The 24096-nt window shown below is 70.2% G+C and carries 15 protein-coding genes; 2 read left to right on the forward strand and 13 right to left on the reverse strand.

Annotation, left to right across the window (positions count from 1 at the left end):
• Positions 1–70 precede the first annotated feature (70 nt).
• The 4 genes from ABZ457_RS02010 to ABZ457_RS02025 form a co-directional block, all read right to left on the reverse strand.
• A complete protein-coding gene (locus ABZ457_RS02010) occupies positions 71–553 on the reverse strand; it encodes a poly-gamma-glutamate biosynthesis protein PgsC/CapC (RefSeq protein WP_018847930.1) in 483 nt (160 codons plus the stop codon).
• Positions 550–2328, reverse strand: a complete 1779-nt coding sequence (pgsB, locus tag ABZ457_RS02015; protein ID WP_359152839.1) for a poly-gamma-glutamate synthase PgsB — start codon at positions 2326–2328, stop codon at positions 550–552. Before pgsB ends, ABZ457_RS02010 begins: the two co-directional genes overlap by 4 nt.
• Positions 2329–2331: 3 nt before the next feature.
• Entirely contained in the window at positions 2332–4575 is a 2244-nt protein-coding gene (locus tag ABZ457_RS02020) for a cache and HAMP domain-containing protein (RefSeq protein ID WP_359152841.1), read from the reverse strand.
• Between the two features lie 281 nt (positions 4576–4856).
• Positions 4857–6068, reverse strand: coding sequence for a CapA family protein (locus tag ABZ457_RS02025; protein WP_359152843.1), 1212 nt, complete (start codon positions 6066–6068; stop codon positions 4857–4859).
• Positions 6069–6307: 239 nt separating this feature from the next.
• Here ABZ457_RS02025 and ABZ457_RS02030 point away from each other — a divergent pair, with 239 nt between their 5' ends.
• Entirely contained in the window at positions 6308–7105 is a 798-nt protein-coding gene (locus ABZ457_RS02030; protein WP_359152845.1) for a hypothetical protein, read from the forward strand.
• Positions 7106–7185: 80 nt separating this feature from the next.
• Here ABZ457_RS02030 and ABZ457_RS02035 read toward each other — a convergent pair whose 3' ends face one another.
• The 9 genes from ABZ457_RS02035 to ngcE all read right to left on the reverse strand — a co-directional run bounded on the left by ABZ457_RS02035 (position 7186) and on the right by ngcE (position 19687).
• Positions 7186–8742, reverse strand: coding sequence for an amino acid permease (locus ABZ457_RS02035; protein ID WP_359152848.1), 1557 nt, complete (start codon positions 8740–8742; stop codon positions 7186–7188).
• A 299-nt stretch (positions 8743–9041) separates the two neighbouring features.
• Positions 9042–11006 (reverse strand): 1-deoxy-D-xylulose-5-phosphate synthase, encoded by a 1965-nt coding sequence (gene dxs, locus ABZ457_RS02040; protein WP_359152850.1) that lies wholly within the window; start codon positions 11004–11006, stop codon positions 9042–9044.
• Positions 11007–11246: 240 nt separating this feature from the next.
• On the reverse strand, positions 11247–12545 hold the full coding sequence (locus ABZ457_RS02045) for a sugar ABC transporter permease (protein ID WP_359152852.1): 1299 nt from the start codon (positions 12543–12545) through the stop codon (positions 11247–11249).
• On the reverse strand, positions 12542–13330 hold the full coding sequence (locus ABZ457_RS02050) for an ATP-binding cassette domain-containing protein (RefSeq protein ID WP_359152854.1): 789 nt from the start codon (positions 13328–13330) through the stop codon (positions 12542–12544). The genes ABZ457_RS02045 and ABZ457_RS02050 overlap by 4 nt, the downstream gene beginning before the upstream one ends.
• A 281-nt stretch (positions 13331–13611) precedes the next feature.
• Entirely contained in the window at positions 13612–14724 is a 1113-nt protein-coding gene (locus ABZ457_RS02055) for a substrate-binding domain-containing protein (protein WP_359152856.1), read from the reverse strand.
• 121 nt (positions 14725–14845) lie between these two features.
• Entirely contained in the window at positions 14846–16054 is a 1209-nt protein-coding gene (locus ABZ457_RS02060; protein WP_359152858.1) for an ROK family transcriptional regulator, read from the reverse strand.
• Positions 16055–16309: 255 nt separating this feature from the next.
• Positions 16310–17257 carry a carbohydrate ABC transporter permease gene (locus ABZ457_RS02065; protein ID WP_359152860.1) on the reverse strand — a complete coding sequence of 316 codons (948 nt, stop codon included), beginning with the start codon at positions 17255–17257 and terminating at the stop codon, positions 16310–16312.
• A 15-nt stretch (positions 17258–17272) separates the two neighbouring features.
• Positions 17273–18205, reverse strand: a complete 933-nt coding sequence (locus ABZ457_RS02070; RefSeq protein WP_359152862.1) for a sugar ABC transporter permease — start codon at positions 18203–18205, stop codon at positions 17273–17275.
• Positions 18206–18235: 30 nt separating this feature from the next.
• On the reverse strand, positions 18236–19687 hold the full coding sequence (gene ngcE / locus ABZ457_RS02075; RefSeq protein WP_359152864.1) for an N-acetylglucosamine/diacetylchitobiose ABC transporter substrate-binding protein: 1452 nt from the start codon (positions 19685–19687) through the stop codon (positions 18236–18238).
• Positions 19688–20193: 506 nt separating this feature from the next.
• On the opposite strand from ngcE, the gene ABZ457_RS02080 reads away from it, so the two are divergent.
• Positions 20194–24033, forward strand: coding sequence for a GH92 family glycosyl hydrolase (locus ABZ457_RS02080; protein WP_359152866.1), 3840 nt, complete (start codon positions 20194–20196; stop codon positions 24031–24033).
• The last annotated feature ends 63 nt before the right edge of the window (positions 24034–24096 follow it).

Below are 24096 nucleotides of genomic sequence, written 5' to 3' on the forward strand. Positions count from 1 at the left end.
GGCTCCGTTCCGGTGGTCGTTCGGTCGGGGTGGGCGGCGGTGGTCGGGGGCGGGCGGGACGGCGGCCGCCTCAGAGCACGGGCATGACGCCGAGCAGGATTCCGGCGGTGAGCACGACATAGGCCATGAGGGTCACCGAGCCGGTCGCCAGCAGCGTGGGGCCCTTGGGCTGGCGGACCAGCTGGTAGGCGATCAGGCCGGGGACGATGAAGCCGAGTGTCTGGTTGCTGTACATCAGCGGGAACTCCAGCGACAGCACGATCATCAGCGTCGCCTGGAGGGAGACGCCCGCGAGCACCACGGCGGCGAAGAGGCGCTTGCCGTAGAGGATCACGTAACGCTGCATCAGCAGGGTGACGACGTAGGTGAGCACGGTGACGCCGACCACCATCGCGGCGCGCTGGAGGTCCTCGACCAGGGTCAGCGCGAGCCAGCCCGGCGTGATCATGCCGCCCGGCGAGAGGTTGGTGGTCAGGTAGCAGACCAGGGAGAAGAGCAGTCCCAGAGCAATGCCGACGGCGGCGATCTCGGGGGTGAGGACGGTGGGAATCAACGCTGGTCTCCTGCGCCGTGCGGCCACTGGTGGGAGGGGTCTTCGGAGGAGCGGCCGGGTGGCACGCGGGGCTCGAACATGCCGCGGGACTGCGGCGGCGGCCCGCCGGCGGCGGGGTCGTGCGGGGCGGGCTCCTGCGGGGCCGGCGCGTGGGGGTCGGGCTCGTGCGCGGCGTACGGGCCGGGCGCGTAGGGCTCCTGGTGCGGGTGGGGCTCCGCGTGCGGGTGGGGCTCCTGGTGCGGATAGGGCGCGTGCGGCTCCTGGTGCGCGGGCTGGTCCCGGTGCCCCTGCGGCGGCTGGTACCCCTGCGAGCCCTGGTGCGGGTACGGCGCCAGGTACCCCTGAGGTGCCTGGTGCGCATGCGCGTCCTGGTGCCCGTGCGGCTCCTGGTGCACGTGCCCGTGCGGGTGGGGCGCGTAGCGCTCCTCGTACGCCGGCGAGTACGCCGTGTACGGGTCGATCCGGGGCGCGTAGAGCTGCATGGTCTCGGACGGGTCCTGCCGCTCCCGCGCCGCGCCCGCCGCCACCGGCGGCTCCGGCCGGTCGTGCTCCCGCTCCTGGCCCCGCTCGCGCTCCTGCTCCGCGGGCTCGGTGTCGTCCGCCGGCAGCTCCGCGAGGTGCTCCAGCAGCAGTTCGCCCTGGCCGTGGATGTTGCCGATGGCCACGAGGGAGGAGTCGGGCCCGATCTGCTTCAGCAGCTCGGCCATGAACTCCTCCGGGTCGCGCCGGTCGCCGCCCAGGTCGACGGCGCGCGAGCGGTACTCCGCCGGGATGGCGTCGATCGCCGACTTGGCCGGGTGCCCGATGACGAAGACCTTCTCGGGGTCCAGGTCCGGGATGATCTCGCCCATCTGGCCGTTGCGCTCGACCCGGTCGGGGCGGCAGTTGATGACCACGTTCAGCGGGCGCTCGATCGCCCCGAGGTCGAGGAGCTGGTTGATGTTCATCAGCGTCGACTCGGGGTCGTTCGCGGCGAAGACGTTGGCGAAGCGGAGCCGCTTGCCGTCCTCGGTGCGGTAGCGCTCGACCGAGAGGACACCCGGGTCCGGCGGTGCGTCGTACATGCCCTGGAGGGCGGTCTCCCGCTCCACGCCGAGGAGTTCGGCCACGGTGAGGGCGATGGCGACGTTCTCCTTGAAGGTGAACCAGCTGAAGCCGCGCAGCTCCTCGTCGGTGACGGTCTCCGGGTCGGCGTAGATCAGCTTGCAGTCCCGGGCGTCCGCCTCCTCCTGGAGGATGTCGAACCGGTCCTTCTCGGCCGTGACGCAGATACCGCCCTCCGGCATGGACCGGCACAGCGAGCGGGCGACGTCGTCCAGCGTGGGGCCCATCTCGGCGAGGTGGTCCTCACGGACGTTGCACAGCACACCGATCGTGGAGCGGATCAGCTTGGACTGGTTGATCTCCTGGAGCGCGGGCATGACCGCCATGCACTCGATCACCAGGGCCTGCGGGTTGTACGCCGCCGCCCTGCGCACGATGCCGATCTGCTCGACCACGTTGGCGATGCCGAACTTGCGGTAGACGGGCTCCTCGGTGGCGTCCGGGTGGATGAACCGGGCCGCCGTGCCCGTGGTCTTGGCGACCGTCACCAGGTCGCCGCCGCGCAGCGCGCCCGCGCACAGCCGGGTGATGGAGGACTTGCCGCGGATGCCGTTGACCAGGACCCGGCTCGGGATGTGCTCCAGGTTGGTGAAGTGGCGCCGCTGCTCGATCACGCCGGCGACCAGCAGCACGGCGCAGCACACCATCAGGACGGTGTAGAGGAAGAGCACGGATCAGATCCTTCCGGCGGGGTGGGACGCCGTGTCGCCGGCCTTGCCGGACTTCTCGGCCTTGCGCTGCCCGGCGGGCAGCTGCTGCCGGATCAGCTCCAGGCTGCGGACGACGGCGCCGACCTCGTCGTGGTGGCGCGGGTAGAGGACGGTGCGGCGGTCGCCGTCGGCGAGCGCCTCGGCCTGGTCGGCGAGGACCCGCAGCGGGCGGACGACGACGATGTAGAGCCAGCCCAGGCAGGCGGCCGCGGCGGTGGCGCCGAGGAGGCCCGCGAGGACGGTCCGGTTCTGCAGGTCGTACTCGTCGATCGCGAGACCGGAGGCGGACTGCCAGCTCACGACCGACCAGCCCAGCGACTTGGCGGTGCCGCCGCCGCCGAAGGGGGCGGCCGCGGCGATCTGGATGTCCCCGCCGTCGCGGTAGAGGACACCGCTGGGCCGGGGGCTCATGCCGACCTTCTGGTTGGTGCCCTGGACCAGGGCGTCGAGGCGGTCGTTGGGCAGCTCCTGGAACGCCCGGTACCCGGTGTTGCCCGCGATCACCCGGCGCTCGGCGTCCACCACGCGGACCGTGCCGAGGCCCGGCCGCTTGAGGAGGGAGTTGAGGAAGTCGATGCGGAACTCACCGATCACGGCCGCGCCCTGGCGTCCGGGGATCTCGGCGGTGGCCACGACCACGGGCTCGTCGCTGTCCTCGTCGAGGATGCGGACGAGCTGGTCGGACGGGCCCTGGCCGCCGGGGCTGCGCGGGTCGGCGCCCGTCTCGGCGAGGACCTTGCCGTCGGCGTCGAGGACGTACAGCGACTCGTACCGCAGGTGCTGGTTCCCGGTGCGCTCCAGGACCTCGCCCATGTCCTCGGGCCGGGTGCGGTCGCCGATGAGGGTGGCGACGGAGACCAGGTCGGCGTGGCCCTCATTGAGGGCGCGGCGTACCCGGTCGGTGAGGGTGTCGGTCCGCTCGCGCTGGTCGTTGACGACCTGCTGGGGCACCACGACGGAGTCGCCGGCACGGTTGAGCAGCAGCAGGAGCGGGGCGCACCAGACGAGGAGCAGCACACCGGCCACGGCGAGCAGGCTGCGCGCCCCGATGCGGCGGCGGCGCGCGGCCTCGGGCACGGGTTCACCGAGCAGGCGCAGCCGCAGGCGTTCCAGGGAGTCGCCGATCCGGGCCGCCTCGCCGCGGCGGGGCACGGTCACGGGCCGGGTCAGATCGCCTCGGGTGAGCCGCCGGCTCTCCAGGAAGAGCCGGAGCAGCGGGCGCTGGACGGTGCTGATGAGCAGGGCGACGGTGACGCCGCCGATCAGCAGCAGCGCCCCGGCGGCGGCGACGCCGAAGAAGGGGCTGTCGACGGCGGAGGGCGCCTCGGCGACCTCGACCATGGCGACGACGGTGAGGCCGAGGCCGGTGGCGACGGTGGTCTCGCCGGCCTCGGGGGCGGCGAGGGTGGCGTAGCCCGCGATGGAGCGGTCACCGGACTGGAGTCCGCCGACGAGGCTGCCGCTGACGCCCTTGAAGCCGCCGGAGCCGGGCTCCTTGGCCTTCAGCGGGTGCTCCTCGGCGCGTTCGGCGGCGGTGGCGGCGAACTGCTTGAGCTGCTTGCGGGAGTGGGCGATGACCTCGCGCTGGAAGTCGGAGACGACCTGCTCGGGCTCGGGGATGCCGTCCTGGCTGAGGACGTGCCCCTCCTGGTCGATCACGGCGATGGCCCGGAACTTGCCGAGGCTGATGCCGGGGAACTTCAGGCCGCTGGAGGCGACGAGGAGCTTCTGGGGCTCGCCCTTCCAGTTCAGCAGCCCGAAGGAGAGCATGCGCGTCTCGCCGTTGGGCAGTCTGACCATGCGGGGTGCGAGGCCCTGCTCGCCGCGGAGTGCCTCGCGGTCGATCGCGGTCAGGGGCACGTTCTCGCCGCGGGCGGCGAGCAGCTTTCCGGAGGAGATCTCGACGACGGCCGTGCCGAGCCACTTCTGGTACACGCTGCCGAGCTTGTCGAGTACGGCGTCGGCGGGCACCGGCTCACCGGCGTTGAACAGCTCGGTGGTGCGCGTCAGGTCGGTGACGCTCTCGTCGATGGAGGCGCGCATGGCGATCGCGCCGTCCTCGGCGAAGTGCTGCTGGGAGGTGAGCACGGCCTCGGGGACGGCGCGGTTGTCCACACGTCCGAGGGAAAGGGCGGTGACGCCCGCCAGGGCGAGCAGCAGGACCGACAGCACGGCTATGGGCGGACGTATGCCGCCGAGCAGGGACATGTCTGCCCTTCGGCGGACTCTGTGCCGCCGCTTCGTGGGCGAAGCGGCCACGAGGGCTCCTCTCCGGGATGAGCTGCGTGGTGCGCGCCGATGCGCGCCGTGGATGGCTGGACGAGCGGGGCCGGGTCGCGGGACGGCCCCGGCCCCGGCCCCGGATGGGACCGTCTGACGGGCCGAAGGGTTGTGGGTGTCCGGCGAATGTGATCAAGGCGACAGGCAACCGTTCCACCCGGGCCCCCGGCGGGGGTTGCCCCGGGCCTGGTGCGGCGTGCCGGCGGCCCCTAGGGAAGCGGCTGGAGCGGCTCCAGTCCGTCGTCGGCGGCGCCCCGGTTGAGCATGGTCCCGGAGATGCGCTCGAAGGCGAGGCGGTAGCGGGAGCGCTGCTGGTCGCTCAGCTTGCCGGGGTCGCGCAGGGCGGTGGCGAGGTCGAGGAGGCGGTGGTCCTCGACGACTCCCTCGGGCAGGTTGCCGGACTCGTCCGGGTCGGGCGGGATGTCGACGAACGTCGGCGCGAACTTGGCCCGGACGTCCCAGCCGCCGTCCCGTTCGGTGAACTCGAACCAGCCGATCGCGCCTTCCTCGGTCAGCCCGGTGGGCACGTCGTGCCGGGCGACGTGGTTGCCGAGGCCGTAGGCGATCCAGGTCCCGTCGACCTTCTCCATCGGCTGGACGACATGGGCGTGGTGGCCGACGACCAGGTCGATCCCGGTCTTCTCGGCGATCTGGCGGCCGAGGCGGAGCTGGGAGCGGTTGGGGTTGGACCAGTTCTCGCGGCCCCAGTGGATGCTGAGGATCACGACCTCGGCGCCGGCCTCGCGGGCGGCCTTCTCGGCCGCCGTGATCCGGTCGAGGTCGGTGAGGTTGGCGGCCCAGGGCTTGTCCGCCGGCAGTTCGTTGCCGTTGAAGCCGAGGGTGTAGGCGAGCTGGGCGACCTTGACGCCCTTGACGTCCATGACCAGGGGCTTGGCGGCCTCGGCCGCGCTGCGCGCCGATCCGGTGTGCTTGAGGCCGGCCTTGTCGAGGGCGTCCAGGGTCCGGACGACTCCGGGGTAGCCGTGGTCCAGGGTGTGGTTCGAGGCGGTGGAGCAGCTGTCGTACCCGGCGTCCTTGACGGCGGTGGTGATCTGCGGCGGGACGAGGAAGGCGGGGAAGCTCTCGAAGGGCCCCTCCGGCTTGCCCACGACCGGCTCGAAGTGGCAGATGCCCAGGTCCGCCTTGCTGACGACGGGGGTGACTCCGGCCATCAGCGGTTCGAAGTCGAGGCCCGCGGTGCCCTTGCCGGTGCGCTTGGCGTCCTTGCGGGCCTGCTCGACGAGCTGGGGGTGGATGAGGATGTCCCCGGACGCCGCCACGGTGAAGTTGCGGGCGGTGGCCTTGGCCGCGGAGGAGGTGTCGTCATCGCCGCCGAAGGGGCCGCAGGCGGAGAGGCCGGCGACGAGCGCGAGCACGGAAAGGCCGGTCGTCACCGACCGGCGCGGGGCTATTCTCTTCACCGAGATATCTTCGTACGACGATGACCATGAAGCGGGCAAAAACGGTAACGATTGTGGCAGGCGTGGTGCTTGTCACACTTGTCTGCGCCGGCTTGTGGGCCGGCTTCGCGGCCCGCGAGGGGCCGGCCGGACGCCCCGGGGGCGGAAACGGCAGCAGTCCGGAAGCGGGCGGAGGCCCCGGGTCCACGTCGCCGGACGGTGTCGACCTCTCCGACCGCGTGACCCGCTGGACGGCCGGCATGGACGAGGACACCGGCTACCGGCGGCCCGGCCGCGAGGACCGCACGGCGGTCGCCGCCGGGGTGGGCCTGCTCCTCGACGGCCGCCGCGAACAGGCCGCCGAGCGGCTCGCCGATGTCGACATGGAGATCCGCACGGTCGTCGACCGCGCGGACGGCCGCCGGTACGCGGAGGTCGCCGACCGCAGCGAGTCGGCCCGCTCCCCCCGGGGCTGGGGCCGGGTCTACGTCCCCCTGGACTCCCCCGCGCGCTGGTCGGTCCAGGTGCCCCATCCGCGCGCCGACAGCGGGACCGAGAAGCTCGGGGTCGACGTGCTGCGCGGTGCGGCGGGCGGCGTCCTGGTCGTCGCGGGCGCCCACCGCGAGGCGGGCCGGGGCGACGCCTCGGACGTGGCCCACCGGCGGGACACCGTCTTCCACGCGGTCTGCGCGGAACTCTTCCGCCGGGGCCTGCCCGCCCTGCAACTGCACGGCTTCGCGCCCTCCTCCGTCCCGGACCACGACATGGTCGCCTCGACGGGCAAGGGCGACGCGGGCCGCGCCGACGGCCGGGTCCTCGCGGACGCCCTGCGCGAGCGGGACTTCACGGTGTGCCGGGCCTGGGTCCGCGACTGCCCGCTGGAGGGGCGGAGCAACGTCCAGGGCAGAGCCGCGGCGGCCGCCGGGACGCCCTTCCTCCACCTGGAACTCAGCCGTGCGGCACGCACCCGGGAGGACGAGGGACGCGCGGCGCTCGACGCGATCGCCGTCCTGACCGGCGAGTGGGCGGCCCGCCCGCCGCGCGGCCCGCAGGACTGACGCCGGCCGCCCGCACACACATGCCCGCGGCCCGGCCCGTTCGTCAGGAACGGGCCGGGCCACGGGTGCGAGCGGGCGGACTACCGGGGAGCGTCCGCCGTCGGCGGTCCGGCGGGACCGGACGGTCCCTGCGGGCCCGTCAGGCCCTTGCCCAGACGGCTGTGCCGGCGCCCGTACAGGAGGTAGACGACGACACCGAGCGCCATCCACACGGCGAAGCGGAACCAGGTCTCGCTGGGCAGGTTGAGCATCAGCCACACCGAGGCGGCGATCGACACGATCGGCAGCACCGGCACCCACGGGGTGCGGAAGGCCCGGGGCAGGTCGGGCCGCGTGCGGCGCAGGATGATCACGCCGAGCGCGACGACGACGAAGGCGAACAGGGTGCCGATGTTCACCAGGGCGGCCAGCTCGTTGATGCTGGTGAAGCCGGCGACGATCGCGATGACCACACCGAGCAGGATGGTGGGCCGGTACGGGGTGCGGAACTTCGGGTGGGTCACGGAGAAGAACCGGGGCAGCAGCCCGTCGCGGCTCATCGCGAAGAACACCCGGGTCTGGCCGAGCAGCAGGATCATGCACACCGTCGTCAGACCGACCGCGGCCCCGAAGCTGATCACACCCGCGTAGAACGGATGGCCCACCGCCTTGAAGGCGTCCGCGAGTGGTGCGGTGACCGACAGTTCGCTGTAGTGCTGCATGCCCGTCACCACCAGGGAGACGGCCACATAGAGCACGGTGCAGATGAACAGGGAGCCGAGGATGCCGCGGGGCATGTCGCGCTGCGGCAGCTTGGTCTCCTCGGCCGCGGTGGCCACCACGTCGAAGCCGATGAAGGCGAAGAAGACGATGGAGGCGGCCGTGAAGATGCCCATGATGCCGAAGTTGGTCGGCTCGTAGCCGAACATCAGCTGCACCAGGGGCGCGTCCCAGCCGGATCCGGAGACCTGGCCCTCGGCCTCGGGGATGAACGGCGAGTAGTTGTCGGCCTTGATGAAGAACAGGCCCGCGATGATGACGATGAGGACCACGGTCACCTTGATCGCGACGACCAGGGCCGTGATGCGGGCGGAGAGCTTCATGCCGACGACGAGGATGACGGTCAGCAGCAGGATCAGCAGGAAGGCCAGCAGGTCGAAGGTGCCGCCCGGCGCGTCCGGGCCCTCCAGCGCCGCGGGCAGGTGCCAGTCCACGTTGTCCAGCAGGGACCGTACATAGCCCGACCAGCCGACCGCGACCACCGCCGTGCCGAGGGCGAACTCCAGCACCAGGTCCCAGCCGATGATCCAGGCGGGCAACTCGCCGAGGGAGGCGTACGAGAAGGTGTACGCGGAACCGGCGACCGGCACGGTCGAGGCGAACTCGGCGTAGCACAGTGCCGCCAGGGCGCAGACGACACCGGAGACGACGAACGCGATGGCGGTCGCCGGGCCGGCGGTCTCCTTGGCGACGGCACCGGTGAGGACGAAGATGCCCGTACCGATGATGACGCCCACGCCGAAGACCGTGAGGTCCATCGCCGAGAGGGACTTCTTGAGTTTGTGCTCCGGCTCTTCCGTGTCCCGGATCGACTGCTCGACCGATTTGGTCCGGAAGGCCCCTCTCCTGCCGCCCCCTGGGTCGGTACTCGTACTCACCGCTGCACCTCCACGCTTGTCGTCCCCGCCATGATCGGGACGGTCGCCGGTCCGCGGAGCACCCAAGCGTCTTCGTTCGACCGAATGGGCCGGTGGGACCACCCTTACAGGGTGGTCCGCCTGCCCGGGGTCGGCACGTCGTACACCCCCGTCCGCCCGCCCGGTCCGCGGGCTGCCGTCGCCAAGTCCCTTGGGGGCGGGGTGCGGAGAAGACGGCGGGGCGGGTGCGTCCGGACGGGTCACGTCCGGGCGCACCCGCCCCGGCGGGTGGTGCGAGGGGGCGGCGCGCGCCCCCGGGATCAGTCGCGCACGGGTTCGACGGCGGCGCTGTCGACGCGCCCGTCGAGCGTGGAGACCAGACCGGTCACCTGGCGGGCGATGTCCGGCGCGGTGAGGCCGATCTCCGCCATGACCTCCTTGCGGGAGGCGTGGTCCAGGAAGCGCGGCGGGATGCCGAAGTCGCGCAGCGGCATGTCCACGCCCGCGTCGCGCAGGGCCTGCGCGATCGCGGAACCGACGCCGCCGGCCCGGCTGTTGTCCTCGACGGTGACGACGACCCGGTGCCGGGCGGCCAGCGGGGCGAGGGCCTCGTCGACCGGCTTGACCCAGCGCGGGTCGACCACGGTGGCCGAGATCCCCTGGGCGTCGAGCAGGTCCGCGATCTCCAGGCACATGGGCGCCAGGGCGCCCACCGAGACCAGGAGGACGTCCGGCCGGTCGCTGCCGGGGTGCCGCAGTACGTCCATCCCGCCCACGGTGCCCACGGCCTTGACCGCCGGGCCGACCGCGCCCTTGGAGAAGCGGACCACGGTCGGCGCGTCGTCCACCAGGACGGCCTCGCGCAGCTGGGCGCGGACCTGGTCGGCGTCGCGCGGGGCGGCGATCCGCAGGCCGGGGACGACCTGAAGGATCGACATGTCCCACATACCGTTGTGCGAGGCGCCGTCGGTGCCGGTGATGCCGGCCCGGTCCAGCACGAAGGTGACGCCGCAGCGGTGCAGGGCCACGTCCATCAGGACCTGGTCGAAGGCGCGGTTGAGGAAGGTCGCGTAGACCGCGAAGACCGGGTGCAGTCCGCCGGTGGCGAGGCCGGCCGCGGAGACCGCGCCGTGCTGCTCGGCGATGCCCACGTCGAAGACCCGCTCGGGGAACTCCTTGGCGAACCGGTCCAGGCCGACGGGCTGGAGCATCGCGGCCGTGATGGCGACGACGTCCTCGCGCTCCCGGCCGAGCTTGACCATCTCCTCGCCGAAGACGGAGGTCCAGTCGAGCCCCGAGGAGGAGATCGGCAGACCGGTGTCGGGGTGGATCTTGCCGACGGCGTGGAAGCGGTCGGCCTCGTCGGCGAGGGCGGGCTGGTAGCCGCGGCCCTTCTCGGTGAGGCAGTGCACGATGACCGGGCCGCCGAAGCGCTTGGCGCGGGCGAGGGCGGACTCCAGGGCCTCGATGTCGTGGCCGTCGATCGGGCCGACGTACTTCAGGCCGAGGTCCTCGAACATGCCCTGCGGGGCGATGAAGTCCTTGAGGCCCTTCTTGGCGCCGTGCAGGGTCTCGTAGAGCGGCTTCCCGACGACGGGGGTCCGCTCCAGGATGTCCTTGCCGCGGGCGAGGAAGCGCTCGTAGCCGTCGGTGGTGCGCAGGGTGGCCAGGTGGTTGGCGAGGCCGCCGATGGTGGGCGCGTAGGAGCGCTCGTTGTCGTTGACGACGATCACCAGGGGGCGGTCCTTGGCGGCGGCGATGTTGTTCAGCGCCTCCCAGGCCATGCCGCCGGTGAGGGCGCCGTCGCCGATGACGGCGACGACGTGGTCGTCCTTGCGGAGGATCTCGTTGGCCTTGGCCAGTCCGTCGGCCCAGCCGAGGACGGTGGAGGCGTGCGAGTTCTCGATGACGTCGTGGGCGGACTCGGCCTGCGAGGGGTAGCCGGAGAGGCCGCCCTTCATCTTGAGCTTCGAGAAGTCCTGGCGTCCGGTGAGCAGCTTGTGGACGTAGCTCTGGTGGCCGGTGTCCCACAGGACCTTGTCCCGGGGGGAGTCGAAGACACGGTGGAGCGCGATGGTCAGCTCCACGACGCCGAGGTTCGGGCCGAGGTGGCCGCCGGTCTTGGAGACGGCGTCGACCAGGAAGGTGCGGATCTCCGCGGCCAGGTGCTCCAGCTCCTCGGGGGCGAGCCGGTCCAGGTCGCGCGGACCCGTGATGCGGGACAGGAGTCCCGGCTCGTCGCCCGCCACCGCCCGGGTAGGACGCGCTTCGCGCGGCTGCGTCACTCTGCCTCCTTGCATTCGAGCTGATCGAGCTGATCGAGCGTGCCGATTGCCCAAGTCTAGTGTTCCGGCCGCGATCTTGGTCATCCGGCGGTGCGTTCTGTGTCACGGCCGTGGCACGAAAACGGCGGTGACCGGGGCGGGGAGCGGCCCGGGCGCGCGACACGCAAGAGCCCGTGCCCGGCACCGTCTGGCGGTGCCGGGCACGGGAGGGGCGGATCAGGAGGACACCTTCTACACCTTCTAGGCGCGGCCCGCCGTCTTCTGCGTCTTGCGGGTGATGGAGTCGATGACGACCGTGGCGAGGAGGACGCCACCGGTGATCATGTACTGGATCGGCGTGGCGATGCCCTCCAGGGCGAGGCCGTACTGGATCGAGACGATGACCATGACACCGAGCAGGGCGTTCCAGGTGCGGCCCCGGCCGCCGAAGAGGCTGGTGCCGCCGATGACGGCCGCGGCGATCACGTTCATCAGCAGGTCGCCGGCGCCGGCGCTCTGGTTGGCGGCGGCGATCTTGGAGGCCCAGAAGAGGCCGCCGACCGCCGCGAAGAAGCCGGCCAGCGCGAAGACCGAGACCCGGACCGCGGTGACGTTGATGCCCGCGCGGCGGGACGCCTCGACGCTGCCGCCGAGGGCGAAGATCTTCCGGCCGTAGGCGGTGCGGCGGAGCACGAAGTCCGTGATCACCAGGACGGCGAGGAAGAGCACCAGGGCCAGCGGGAGGCCCTTGTACTGGTTGAACATCACGGCGGCGGCGAAGGCGATCACCGCGAGGACCGCGGTGCGCAGCACGATGTCGGCGAGCGGCCGGGAGGGCACGCCCGCGGCGGCGCGGCGGCGGTTGTCCAGGAAGGACGAGAGGAAGAAGCCGGCCACCGCGAGGGCGGCGAGGCCGTAGGCGGCGGCCACGTCGGTGAAGTAGTACGTGGTCAGCTGCCCGACCACGCCCTCGCCGTCGAGGTTGATGGTGCCGTTCTCGCCGAGCAGCTGGAGCATGAAGCCGAGCCAGAACAGCAGGCCGGCCAGGGTGACGGCGAAGGCCGGGGCACCGATGCGGGCGAAGAAGAAGCCGTGCACCGCGCCGATCGCGGCACCCGAGGCGAGGGCGACCAGCAGGGCCAGCCACTCGTTCATGCCGTGGGTGACGCTGAGGACGGCGACGATGGCGCCGGAGACACCGCTGACGGAGCCGACGGAGAGGTCGATCTCGCCGAGCAGCAGCACGAAGATGATGCCGACGGCCATCATGCCGGTGGCGACCATGGTGACGGCGATGTTGCTGAGGTTCTCGGCCGAGAGGAAGTTCGAGTTCAGGCTCTGGAAGATCGCCGCGATGATGATCAGACCGATGACGACCGGGATGGAGCCCAGGTCACCGGCGTGCAGCTTCCGCTTGAACTCGGAGACGTAGCCCTTGAGGCCCTGCTCGCGGACGAGGAGGCGGGGGTCGACGGCGGTGACCGCGTCGTGGGCCGCCTCCGGGTTGACGACCGGGGCGTCGGTGGTGGCGCCGTCCGGGGTCTTGTCGAGACTGGTCACTTCTGGACCTCCGCGTTGCGCGCCGCACGACGGGTCACGGCGTTGTCCGTGGCGCCGGTGATGGCGGAGATGATCTCTTCCTGCGAGGTCGACTTGACCTCGAAGACGCCGTTGTTCCGGCCGAGGCGCAGCACCGCGACCTTGTCGGCGACGGCCTTGACGTCGGCCATGTTGTGGCTGATGAGGATGACGGCGTGGCCGCGCTCGCGCAGCCGCTCCACCAGGTCGAGCACCTGTGCGGTCTGCTCGACGCCGAGGGCGGCGGTGGGCTCGTCGAGGATGACGAGCTTGGGCTCGCCGAGCATCGAGCGGGCGATGGCGACGGTCTGGCGCTGACCGCCGGAGAGCGAGGCGATCGGGATACGGACGCTGGGGATGCGGATGGACAGCGTCTTCAGCAGTTCGAGGGCGCGGCGCTCCATCTCGACCTCGTCGAGGACCCCGCGCTTGCGGAGCTCGCGGCCGAGGTAGAGGTTGCCGACGACGTCGATGTTGTCGCAGAGCGCGAGGTCCTGGTAGACGGTCGCGATCCCCAGGTTCTGGGCGTCGTGCGGGCGGGTGATGGAGACCTTGCGGCCCTCCCACTCGATCGCGCCCTCGTCGATGGGATGCACGCCGGCGATCGTCTTGACCAGCGTGGACTTTCCGGCGCCGTTGTCGCCGACCAGGGCGACCACCTCACCGGCGTGGACCTCAAGCTCTACGTCGGTGAGCGCCTGGACGGCACCGAACCGCTTGGAGACCCCGCGCAACGCCAACACGGGCGTAGCGGACACGTGAACCATCTCCTTCGCCGCCTGACCGGCGGGGATGCCGCGCCGGGCAGGCGGCGCGGTGGCTGAGCAGAGTAGGGGGTGGACGGCGGCTGTGCCGCGCGAAACGTTCCTTCCGGTACCCCGCCCCGCAGCGGGGGCTGAGGGCGGAGCGGGGCACCGGGAGGTTTCTGCGGGGCGGTGTGGTCCCGGGCTGTGCGGAGCCTCCCGGACGGGGTCCGAGGGGCTCCGCGAGCGGCCCCGGGACACGGCGCGCGCGTCCCGAGCGGTGCCGGCTGGAGCCGGCGGCCGGGCTACTTCAGGCCCAGCTCGTCGCACGCCGCCTTGAACTTCGGCGTGCAGATCTCCTGGACGGTGTAGACGCCGTCCTTGATCACGGTGTCCTGGATGTTCTCCTTGGTCAGCGAGACGACCGGGACGAGCACCGACGGGACGCCCTTGGTGGTCGGGCTGTCGACCTTCTCCTTGGCGATGGAGTCGAGCGACTCGCCCTTGGCCAGCGCGACGGCCATCTCGGCCGCGGCGGCGGCCTCCGGCGCGTACGGCTTGTAGACGCTCATGAACTGCTCGCCCGCGACGATGCGCTGCACACCGGCGAGCTCCGCGTCCTGGCCGGTGACCGGCGGCAGCGGGGAGATGCCGGCGCCCTTGAGGGCGGTGATGATGCCGCCCGCCATGCCGTCGTTGGCGGAGTAGACGCCGACGATCTTGTCCTTGCCGATCGCCGAGATCGCGGCCTCCATGTTGGAGTTGGCGTTCTCCGGCTTCCACTCCTTGGTGTCGTACTCCTTGCCGACGGTCACCTTGCCGTCGAGCTCGGCGTGCGCGCCCTTCTTGAACAGCGCGGCGTTCGGGTCGGTGATCGCGCCGTTCATCATCACGATCTGGCCGTCCTTGGCCTTGTCGCCGAGCGCCTCGACCAGGGCCTTGCCCTGGACGTGGCCGACCTCCTCGTTGTCGAAGGAGGTGTAGGCGTCGATCGGGCCCTCGGCGAGGCGGTCGAAGGCGACGACCGGGATGCCGGCCTCCTTGGCCTTCTTCACGCCGCCCGCGATGGCCTTGGCGTCGACCGCGTCCAGGATCAGGGCGTCGACCTTGTTGGTGATCATGGTGTCGACCTGCTGCGTCTGCAGGGTGGCGTCCTGCTTGGCGTTGGCGTAGACGACCTTGGCCTTGCCGTTGGTCAGCTCGCTGATCTTCTTCTCGATGAGCGGCTTGTCGAACTTCTCGTAGCGCGCGGTCTGGTTCTCCGGCAGGAGCAGACCGATCGTGAGGTCGTCGCCCTTCTTCGCGGAGGACTCCGAGGCGCTGTCGCCGGACTCCTTGGCGCTACCACAGGCCGCGAGCGAGACGGCCATGGCCGAGGCGGCGACAGCTACGGCGGCACGACGCAGATGTGCGTTCACGATGTAAACCTCCCTGACGAGGCCGCGTCGCTGCGGCCGAGGTGGCTGGAAGTCAACTCGGCCCCGCCGTCGGCGTCAAGGAGTAAATCCTTAACGAGATGACAACGGTGCCATTCGTTATCTAAGTGAAGGCGGGCACGGCGGTGTTCACGGCGCCGTCCACACCGTGCAGAAGCGTCGAATCGCCCATCTCGCTGAGCACCAGGGCCAGTGCGCCCAGCACCTCGGCACGCCCGCCCAGGGCCCCGGGGGCCACGGCGAGCTGCCGGGCGGCGCTGGGGATCGCGTACCGGGACACGGACTCCCTTATGGGCCCGAGTACCAGCTCACCAGCCTCCGCCAGATCGCCGCCGAGCACCACCCGGCTCGGGTTGAGCAGATTGCACAGATTGGCCACGCCGCTGCCGATGTGCCGGCCGACGTCCGCGACCACCCGCCGGCAGCCGGGATCGCCCTCGCGGGCCAGCTGGACCACCCGCTCCATGGTGAGGTCCCCGCCGTAGCTGGGCTGGAGCAGCGGCAGCACATAGCGGGCGGCGGCGAAGGTCTCCAGGCAGCCTCGGTTGCCGCAGCGGCAGACCGGGCCGGACTCGTCGAGGGTGATGTGCCCGATCTCGCCGGCCGTGCCGCCCGGGCCGCGGTAGATCTGGCCGTCTATCACCAGGCCGGCGCCGACACCGCTGGCGACCTTGATGTACGCCAGGTCCTTGGCGCCCCGGCCGGCGCCCCAGACCATCTCGCCGAGGGCGCCGAGGTTGGCGTCGTTGTCGACGTAGACGGGCACGCCGAGGCGGGCGGAGAGCTCCTCGCTGGGGTTGATGCCGGTCCAGCCCGGGAGGATGGCGGTCGAGCCCAGGGTGCCGGACTCCACGTCGATGGGGCCGGGGACGCCGAGGCCGACGCCGATGACCTTGTCCCGGCCGATGCCGGTGGTCTCCACGAGCCGGTTGACCAGGGCCTCGGCCCGGCCGAAGCCCTGCGCGGACGAGGCGTCCACGTCCAGCGGCTCCGCCTCCTCGGCCAGCACCTGGTGGGCGAGGTTGCCGATGGCGACGCGCAGATGGGTGTGTCCGAAGTCGACGCCGATCACGATGCCCGCGTCACCGCTGAGCGAGACGCTGCGGGCCCGGCGCCCGCCCGCCGAGGTGGGCGTCACCTCGACCGTGCCGCCGTCCTTCAGCTCCCGCACGATGTTGGAGACCGTGGCCGCGGAGAGGCCGGTGGTTCTGGCGATCTCCGCCTGTGTCAGCGACCCCGCCATGCGCACCGCGCGCACGACACGCTCCAGGTTGGCCCGGTGCAGAGACGTCTGCGATCCCGGAGTCTCCATCGACTCATCCACTCCTGCCCCCGGTGGGCGGCGCGACGGCCGCCCCCGGCCGGGATCGCGCCACGGCTTCCCGGCTATCTCCAACTATTGAACTCTGAGTTCAACTCCCAGGGGGTTATTCCGTCAAGACCTTGAGCGGGCGCATCCTCCGATGAGCACGGGTTCACGGCCCGGAAACGCGGCCCGCCCGTGCCGTCCGGTGGTGGACCGGACGACACGGGCGGCACAGGCGGCAGGGCCCCGGGGGCCCCGGTGTCACTTGAGGGTGCCGGCCGTCAGACCCGACTGCACCTGGCGCTGGAAGGAGAGGTAGACCACGATCACCGGCAGCATCGCGATCGTCATACCGGCGAAGATCACCGGCAGGTCGCCCTCGTACCCCTGCTGCTGGTTGAGGAGGACCAGTCCCTGGGTGAGGACCGAGCGGTCCTTGTCGAAGCCGCTCTGCTGCTGCATCAGGGTCATCGGGAGGATGTACTGGTTCCACTGGCCCAGCACGTTGAAGATGCCGACGCTCAGCAGGCCCGGCTTCGCCATCGGGACCATCACCTGGAAGAAGATCCGGGTGTGCGAGGCGCCGTCGATGACCGCCGCCTCGTGTATGGCCGTCGGCAGCGTCCGGAAGAAGGCGTGCATGAAGAAGACGGTGAACGGCAGCGAGTAGGCGACGTAGACCAGGATCAGGCCCTGGTAGGTGTTGAGCATGCCGAGCATGTCGACCAGGAAGTACAGCGGCACCAGGCCGAGGTACACCGGGAACATCGCGCCGGCGACGAAGAAGTAGTAGAAGAAGCGGTTGCCGGGGAACTCGTAGCGCGCCAGGACGTAGGCGGCCATCGCGCCCAGCAGCATGGTCAGCGGGATGGAGAAGGCCAGCACGATCAGGGTGTTGGCGAAGTAGTCGCCGATCCCCTTCTCCCAGGCCCGTCCGAAGGCGTCGAAGTTCCAGTTGGACGGCCAGGACCAGGCGCTGGAGCCGATCTCGCGGTCGGTCTTGAAGGAGCCGAGCAGCAGCCAGAAGAGCGGCAGCACGATCATCACGGCCCACAGGATCAGGAAGCCGTGGGAGAAGACGTTGAGGACCCTGCCCTCGTTGTCGCGGCCGGTCGGGCCGCCGGCCGGCCTGCCCGCGCTCTTGGGGTCCCGCTGGCCGGGCACCGCGTCGTCCTTGACGGCGCCGGGGATGATCCGGGTGTTGGACATGGCGTGGTTCCCCGCTCAGTATTCGATGCGCTCGCGGCGGCTGATCCGCAGCGTGACGAGGGACAGGATCAGCGTGAGGCCGAGGATCACCACGCCCATCGCGCAGGCGTAGCCGCTCTTCCCGAAGGAGAGGAAGTTACGCATCAGATAGGTCGCCATGACCTCGCTGTTGTGGTCCGGTCCGCCGCCGAAGCTGTTGCCGGGCGTCATCACGGAGATGAGCGCGAAGCAGTCCATGGCGAGGATCGCGAGGTAGACCCAGGCGGTCTGCACGGTGTCCCACAGCAGCGGGAGGGTGACCTTGAAGAAGGACTGGGTGCGGCTCGCGCCGTCGAGGAGGGCGGCCTCGTAGATCTCCTTGGGGACCGACTGCATGGCCGCCGAGAAGAGGACGAGGTAGAAGCCGACGCCCCACCACAGGAGCACGAACGCGACGCACCACAGCACCAGGTCGGGTTCGTTGAGCCATTCGATCGGGCTGGCCGGGTCGGAGAGCCCGAGCTTGATGAAGACGCCGTTGATCAGACCGGCGACGTCACCGCGGTAGATCGCCCGCCACAGGACGGCGAGGATCGCGATGGACAGGACGTGCGGGACGAAGAAGAGGATCTTGTAGAGCCCCGATCCCGCGACGCCCCGGATGCCGCCCGAGCCGCCCCGCCCGCCCACGTTCACCATGTAGGCGAAGAAGAGGGCGAGCAGGATGGTGGCGATCGGCAGGAAGATCAGGAGCAGGATGTTGTGCCACAGGGCCTTCAGGAACACCGAGTCGGCGAAGAGCGCGGTGTAGTTGTCGAAGCCGACGAAACTCATCTCCTGCGACTGGCCCTGCCAGTTCGTGAAGGAGTATCCGAAGGTCTGCATGTACGGCCAGATCATGAAGACCGCGTACAGCACGACCGGTACGATCAGAAATCCGGTGACGAACCGGTACTTTCCCTGTTGCATGGCACCCTGCCCCTGGTTTCCCGGCTTCTGCTACGGACGCTTGTTGTTCTTGCTCGCCGGGTCCTTGGCCGCCTTGTCGACCGCCGCCTGCGCGCGCTTGAGCCATTCGTTGGGCTGAATGCGCTTGGCCATCAGCTCGGCGGAGGCGGTGCGGATGGACTCGTCCATCTCGCTGTACCAGTTGATGTAGAAGTAGTCGAAACGCTGGTCGACGGGACACGCCTCAACCGCCTCGATGGCGGACTTGGTGCCGGGGCGGAGTTCCACCGTGGTGTCGACGCCGTCCTGCACGATGGTGAGCGAGTTCGCTTCCTGGGCGAACTTCGTCGACCATTCCTTCGAGCACATCATGCGCAGGAATTCAAGACCGCCGACCTTGTTCTTCGCCTTCTCCGGGACGATGAAGGGCTCGCCGGCGCCGGCGCGGATCGCCTCGAAGGGCAGCTTGCTGTCCGGCAGCAGCGGCATCGGCAGGAACTTCATGTCGAAGCCCTCGGGGGTCTGCTTGAGCTGCTCGTTCTCCAGCCATGAACCGGAGGGGATGAAGACGGCCTTGCCCTCGTTCCAGGCGGTCTGGGACTCGATGTGGTCGAGGGAGTTGGTGCCGGGCATGAGCAGGCCCTTGTCGACGATCTCGTAGATCGCCTCGATCGACTGCCTGGCCGCGTCGCTGCCGACGAAGGCCTTCGGGTCGAGGTTGTCGATCGCCTTCATGGCGTCCAGACCACCGGTCTTGGCGATCAGGTCCATGATCATGACGTTGACGTAGTACGGGTGCTTGCCCTGGTGGGCGAGGCCGCCGATCTTCTGCTTCTTGGCGTCCTGCATGATCGCCAGGAAGTCGTCCCAGGTCTTCGGCACCTCCCAGCCCTTGTCCTGGAAGAGCTTGCCGGAGTACCAGAGTCCCCAGACCGTGTAGACGTAGTTCAGGGAGTGCATCTTGCCGCCGATGAAGCCCTTGTCGGCGGTGCCGGGGACGAGGATGTCCTTGACCTTCTTGGACGGGTCGTCCGGCGCGGGGGCCTCCAGCAGTTCGGTCAGGTCCGCGAGCTGCCCGTTCTTGTGCAGCACGTCGAGCTTGATCTGCTGGGCGCCGGAGTTGTCGACGACGTCCGGCGGGTTGCCCGCGTTGAAGCGCGGCTGGAGCTTGCCGGTGATCTCCTGGGTGCCCAGGTGGCTGATCTCCGGACCCCACTTGGCCTTGTAGAGCTTCTCCCACTCGATGGCGTACTGGTCGCCGAAGCCGCCCTTGAAGATGACGACGTCGAGGGTGCCGCCCTTGGTGACGCCGAAGGGGTTGTCCTTGGTCACCTCGCCCTTCTGCTTCTCCTGGTCCTTGCCGCTTCCGCTGCTCGCGCAGGCGGACAGAAAGCTCATGGTGGGCACGGCGATCAGACCGAGAGCGGCCGACCGCTTGATCAGATCACGCCGGCCGAAACCTTCGCCGCCGTGCGTGTGGGTCGAGGTGGAGGTGGATCCCATGCTCAAGTCCTCGCCTTCTCCAGGACTCTGGCGGTGTACCGGTTCGCCCGCCTCGTACGCCTCAGGCAAGGGGCCCCGCCACCGCGGTCAGTTGCTGCTGCTCTCCCGAAGGGAAACGCAGTGAAGCTCGGGTCGTGCACGGCGGGCGGCGGGAACGGGCGAATTCACGGCCGACGGTCCGCACGACCACGGCCGTCGCCGTCCCCCCTGCCCGCCACCTTGTGGAACAGCTATGCGGACGCCGACAGGTATAGTCCACTTCCCGGCGAGGGAGCAAGATCGAAAGCAAGGTTGGACGGCAGTCTTTCCCGAGTTGAGACCTCGCGGACACATGAACCCCGTCTGCACCCTTTACGGCCTCTGCATTCTTCACGGAACGGCGGATTGCGCCATGGTCGCACCGTCAACACCCTTGACACCGTACGACACTTGCCTCCCTACTGGAGCCTGCACTTTCCGTCTGACAACGTTGTCCAACGGACCTTCCCCAGGAGGAATGACCCGGGATGCAGCCCAGACACCGACCCCGGCACCGACAAATCCGCGCGGTCACCCTGGCGGTGAGCGCCTCGATCCTCGTGTTGACGGCCCCTTCGGCGGCCGTCGCGATCCCCGGACAGCAGGGACAATCCCCCTCCGCGGACCGCGAATTCAGCTCCTCCTTCGAATCGGACGAAGCAGAGCCCGACTGGCGTCATACCGTCGAAGTCGGCAGGGACGGAAAGAAGCGGGCATCCGGGGTGGACGGCGGATTCGCCGGCGGAATTCCCGGGAACGTCACCGACCGGGTGACCGAGGTCCGCGCGAGCGGCGAGAACGCGGGCTCGGGCGAGACCAAGGAGAACCTCGTCGACCTCCAGCCCGGCAGCAAGTGGCTCACCTTCGAGTCCACCGCCTGGCTCGAGTTCGACACCTCCGAGCCGGTGAAGCTCGCCGCCTACGCCCTCACCTCCGCCAACGACCACGCCGAGCGCGACCCGAAGGACTGGACCCTCAAGGGCTCCGCCGACGGTAAGGAGTGGACCGTCCTCGACACCCGGGCGGGCGAGTCCTTCTCCGGGCGCTTCCAGACGAAGACGTACGAGATCGGCGACCCGGCCGAGGTCACCCCGTACGCGCACTACCGGCTGGAGATCACGAAGAACAACGGTGGTTCGGCCACCCAGCTGGCCGATGTGCAGTTCTCCGACGGCGACACCAGCGCCCCCGTCCCCGACGACATGCGCACCCAGGTGGACCGCGGCCCGAGCGGCTCCCCCACCGCCAAGGCCGGGGCCGGCTTCACCGGCAAGCGGGCCCTGCGCTACGCGGGCACCCACCAGCCGGACGGGCGAGCCTACTCGTACAACAAGGTCTTCGACGTGAACGTGGCGGTCCGCCGCGACACCGCGCTCTCGTACAAGGTCTATCCGCAGATGTCGGAGACGGACCTGAACTACCCGGCCACCAACGTCGCCGTGGACCTCGCCTTCACCGACGGCACCTATCTGAGCGAGCTGGGCGCGGTCGACTCCCACGGCGGCGGGCTCAGCCCGCGGGGCCAGGGCGCGGCCAAGCGCCTCTACGTCAACCAGTGGAACGCGGTCTCCTCCGGTATCGGCACCGTCGCCGCGGGCAAGACCGTCGACCGGATCCTCGTCGCCTACGACTCCCCCAAGGGCCCGGCGAAGTTCCAGGGCTGGGTGGACGACATCACCCTCCGCCCCGAGCAGCCGCCGAAGAAGCAGGCGCACCCGGCGGACTACGCCTCCACCGTCCGGGGCACCAACTCCAGCGGTGCCTACTCCCGGGGCAACACCTTCCCCGCCACCGCCGTCCCGCACGGCTTCAACTTCTGGACGCCGGTGACCAACGCCGCCTCCAGGAGCTGGCTGTACGAGTACTCCCGGGGCAACAACGCGGACAACCTGCCCACCCTCCAGTCCTTCAGCACCAGCCATGAGCCGAGCCCCTGGATGGGCGACCGGCAGACCTTCCAGGTGATGCCGTCCGCCGAGGCGGGCACGCCGGACACCTCCCGGACCGCGCGCGCCCTGCCCTTCCGGCACGAGAACGAGACGGCCCGCCCGCACCACTACGCGGTCACCTTCGAGAACGGCCTGAAGGCCGAGATGGCGCCGACCGACCACGCGGCGATGATGCGCTTCACCTTCCCCGGTGACGACGCGAGCGTGATCTTCGACAACGTCACCCAGGAGGGCGGTCTCACCCTCGACCCGGAGACCCGCTCCTTCACCGGATTCTCGGACGTCAAGAGCGGTCTGTCCACGGGCGCCACCCGGCTGTTCGTGCACGGCGTCTTCGACGCCCCGGTCACCGACTCCGCCGCCGAGGGCGTCAGCGGCCGGATGCGGTTCGACGCCGGCCGGGACCGGACGGTGACCCTGCGGATAGCGACCTCGCTGATCAGCGTGGACCAGGCGAAGAAGAACCTGGCCGATGAACTCCCCGCCTCCGCCCGCTTCGAGCGCGTCCGCGACGAGGCCCGCTCGGCGTGGGACAAGCTGCTCGGCAAGGTGAAGGTCGAGGGCGCCACCCACGACCAGCTGGTCACCCTCTACTCCAGCCTGTACCGGCTCTACCTCTACCCGAACTCCGGTTTCGAGAACGTGGGCACCAAGGCCCGGCCGAAGTACCGGTACGCGAGCCCCTTCTCCCCGATGACCGGCCCGGACACCCCGACCCACACCGGCGCCAAGCTGGTCGACGGCAAGGTGTACGTCAACAACGGCTTCTGGGACACCTACCGGACGACCTGGCCGGCGTACTCCTTCCTCACCCCGAAGAGAGCCGGCGAACTGGTCGACGGCTTCGTCCAGCAGTACAAGGACGGCGGCTGGATCTCCCGCTGGTCCTCCCCCGGCTACGCCGACCTGATGACGGGCACCAGCTCCGACGTCGCCTTCGCCGACGCACACGTCAAGGGCGTGGACTTCGACGCGGAGGCCGCGTACGAGGCGGCCCTGAAGAACGCGACCGTGGTCCCGCCGTCCTCCGGCGTCGGCCGCAAGGGCATGGAGACCTCCCCGTTCCTCGGCTACGCCTCCACCTCCACCCACGAGGGCCTGAGCTGGTCGCTGGAGGGCTACCTCAACGACTACGGCATCGCGGAGATGGCCCGCTCCCTCCACAAGAAGACCGGCAAGGACCGGTACAAGGGGGAGGCGGAGTACTTCACCAACCGGGCCCGCAAGTACGTGACCCTCTTCGACAAGGAGGCGGGCTTCTTCCAGGGCCGCAGCCTGAAGGGCGACTGGCGGGTGCCGTCCGGCCAGTACGACCCGCGGATCTGGGGCTACGACTACACGGAGACCAACGGCTGGGGCTACGCCTTCACCGCTCCGCAGGACAGCCGGGGCCTGGCCAACCTGTACGGCGGCCGGGCGGGCCTGGGCGAGAAGCTGGACACCTACTTCTCCACCCCCGAGACGGCCTCACCCGAGTTCACGGGCAGCTACGGGTCGGTGATCCACGAGATGACCGAGGCCCGTGATGTGCGGATGGGCATGTACGGCCACTCCAACCAGGTCGCCCACCACGCCACCTACATGTACAACGCGGCCTCCCAGCCGTGGAAGACGCAGGAGAAGGTGCGCGAGGTCCTCTCCCGCCTCTACATCGGCAGCGAGATCGGCCAGGGCATCCACGGCGACGAGGACAACGGCGAGCAGTCGGCCTGGTACCTCTTCTCCGCCCTCGGCTTCTACCCACTGGTGATGGGCAGCGGCGAGTACGCCATCGGCTCGCCCCTGTTCACCAAGGCGACCGTGGAGCTGGAGAACGGCCGCAAGCTGGTCGTGAAGGCCCCGAAGAACAGCGCGAAGAACATCTACGTCCAGGGCCTGAAGGTCAACGGGAAGACCTGGACCTCGACCGCGCTGCCGCACCGGGAGATCGCGAAGGGCGGCACCCTGGAGTTCGCGATGGGCCCGAAGCCGTCCGCCTGGGGCACGGGGAAGAACGCGGCCCCGGTCTCCCTCACCCGGGACGACAAGGCCCCTTCACCCCGGAAGGACGTGGGCACCGCCACCGGCCCGCTCACGGACAACACCTCGGCGACCTCGGCCGAGTTCACCGCGCTCGACCTGCCGGTCAAGGAGGGCAGCCGGGTCGTCCAGTACACCCTGACCTCCGCCGCCCGGGACAAGGCCCCGGCCGGCTGGACCCTCCAGGGCTCGGCGGACGGGGAGCGCTGGAGCGACCTGGACAAGCGGGCCGGTGAGCGCTTCGCCTGGGACCGCCAGACCCGGGTCTTCACCGTGGACCGCCCGGGCTCCGGCTACGCCCACTACCGTCTGGTCGCCGCAGGCGCGGGCACGCTGGCGGAGGTGGAACTCCTGGGCTGAGCCGCCGGTCCGCACGGCGGGTCCGCCGTGCGGACCCGCACGGCGAGGGGCCGCATCCCGGAC

Source organism: Streptomyces sp. NPDC005805, assembly GCF_040630445.1.
Taxonomy (GTDB): domain Bacteria; phylum Actinomycetota; class Actinomycetes; order Streptomycetales; family Streptomycetaceae; genus Streptomyces.

Coding starts and splice junctions, on each gene's coding strand:
- ABZ457_RS02020 (WP_359152841.1), bottom strand. CDS start 4,575: ATGTCCCTGCTCGGCGGCATACGTCCGCCCATAGCCGTGCTGTCGGTC.
- ABZ457_RS02030 (WP_359152845.1), top strand. CDS start 6,308: ATGGACGAGGACACCGGCTACCGGCGGCCCGGCCGCGAGGACCGCACG.
- ABZ457_RS02050 (WP_359152854.1), bottom strand. CDS start 13,330: ATGGTTCACGTGTCCGCTACGCCCGTGTTGGCGTTGCGCGGGGTCTCC.
- ABZ457_RS02060 (WP_359152858.1), bottom strand. CDS start 16,054: ATGGAGACTCCGGGATCGCAGACGTCTCTGCACCGGGCCAACCTGGAG.
- ABZ457_RS02065 (WP_359152860.1), bottom strand. CDS start 17,257: ATGTCCAACACCCGGATCATCCCCGGCGCCGTCAAGGACGACGCGGTG.
- ABZ457_RS02070 (WP_359152862.1), bottom strand. CDS start 18,205: ATGCAACAGGGAAAGTACCGGTTCGTCACCGGATTTCTGATCGTACCG.
- ngcE (WP_359152864.1), bottom strand. CDS start 19,687: ATGGGATCCACCTCCACCTCGACCCACACGCACGGCGGCGAAGGTTTC.
- ABZ457_RS02080 (WP_359152866.1), top strand. CDS start 20,194: ATGCAGCCCAGACACCGACCCCGGCACCGACAAATCCGCGCGGTCACC.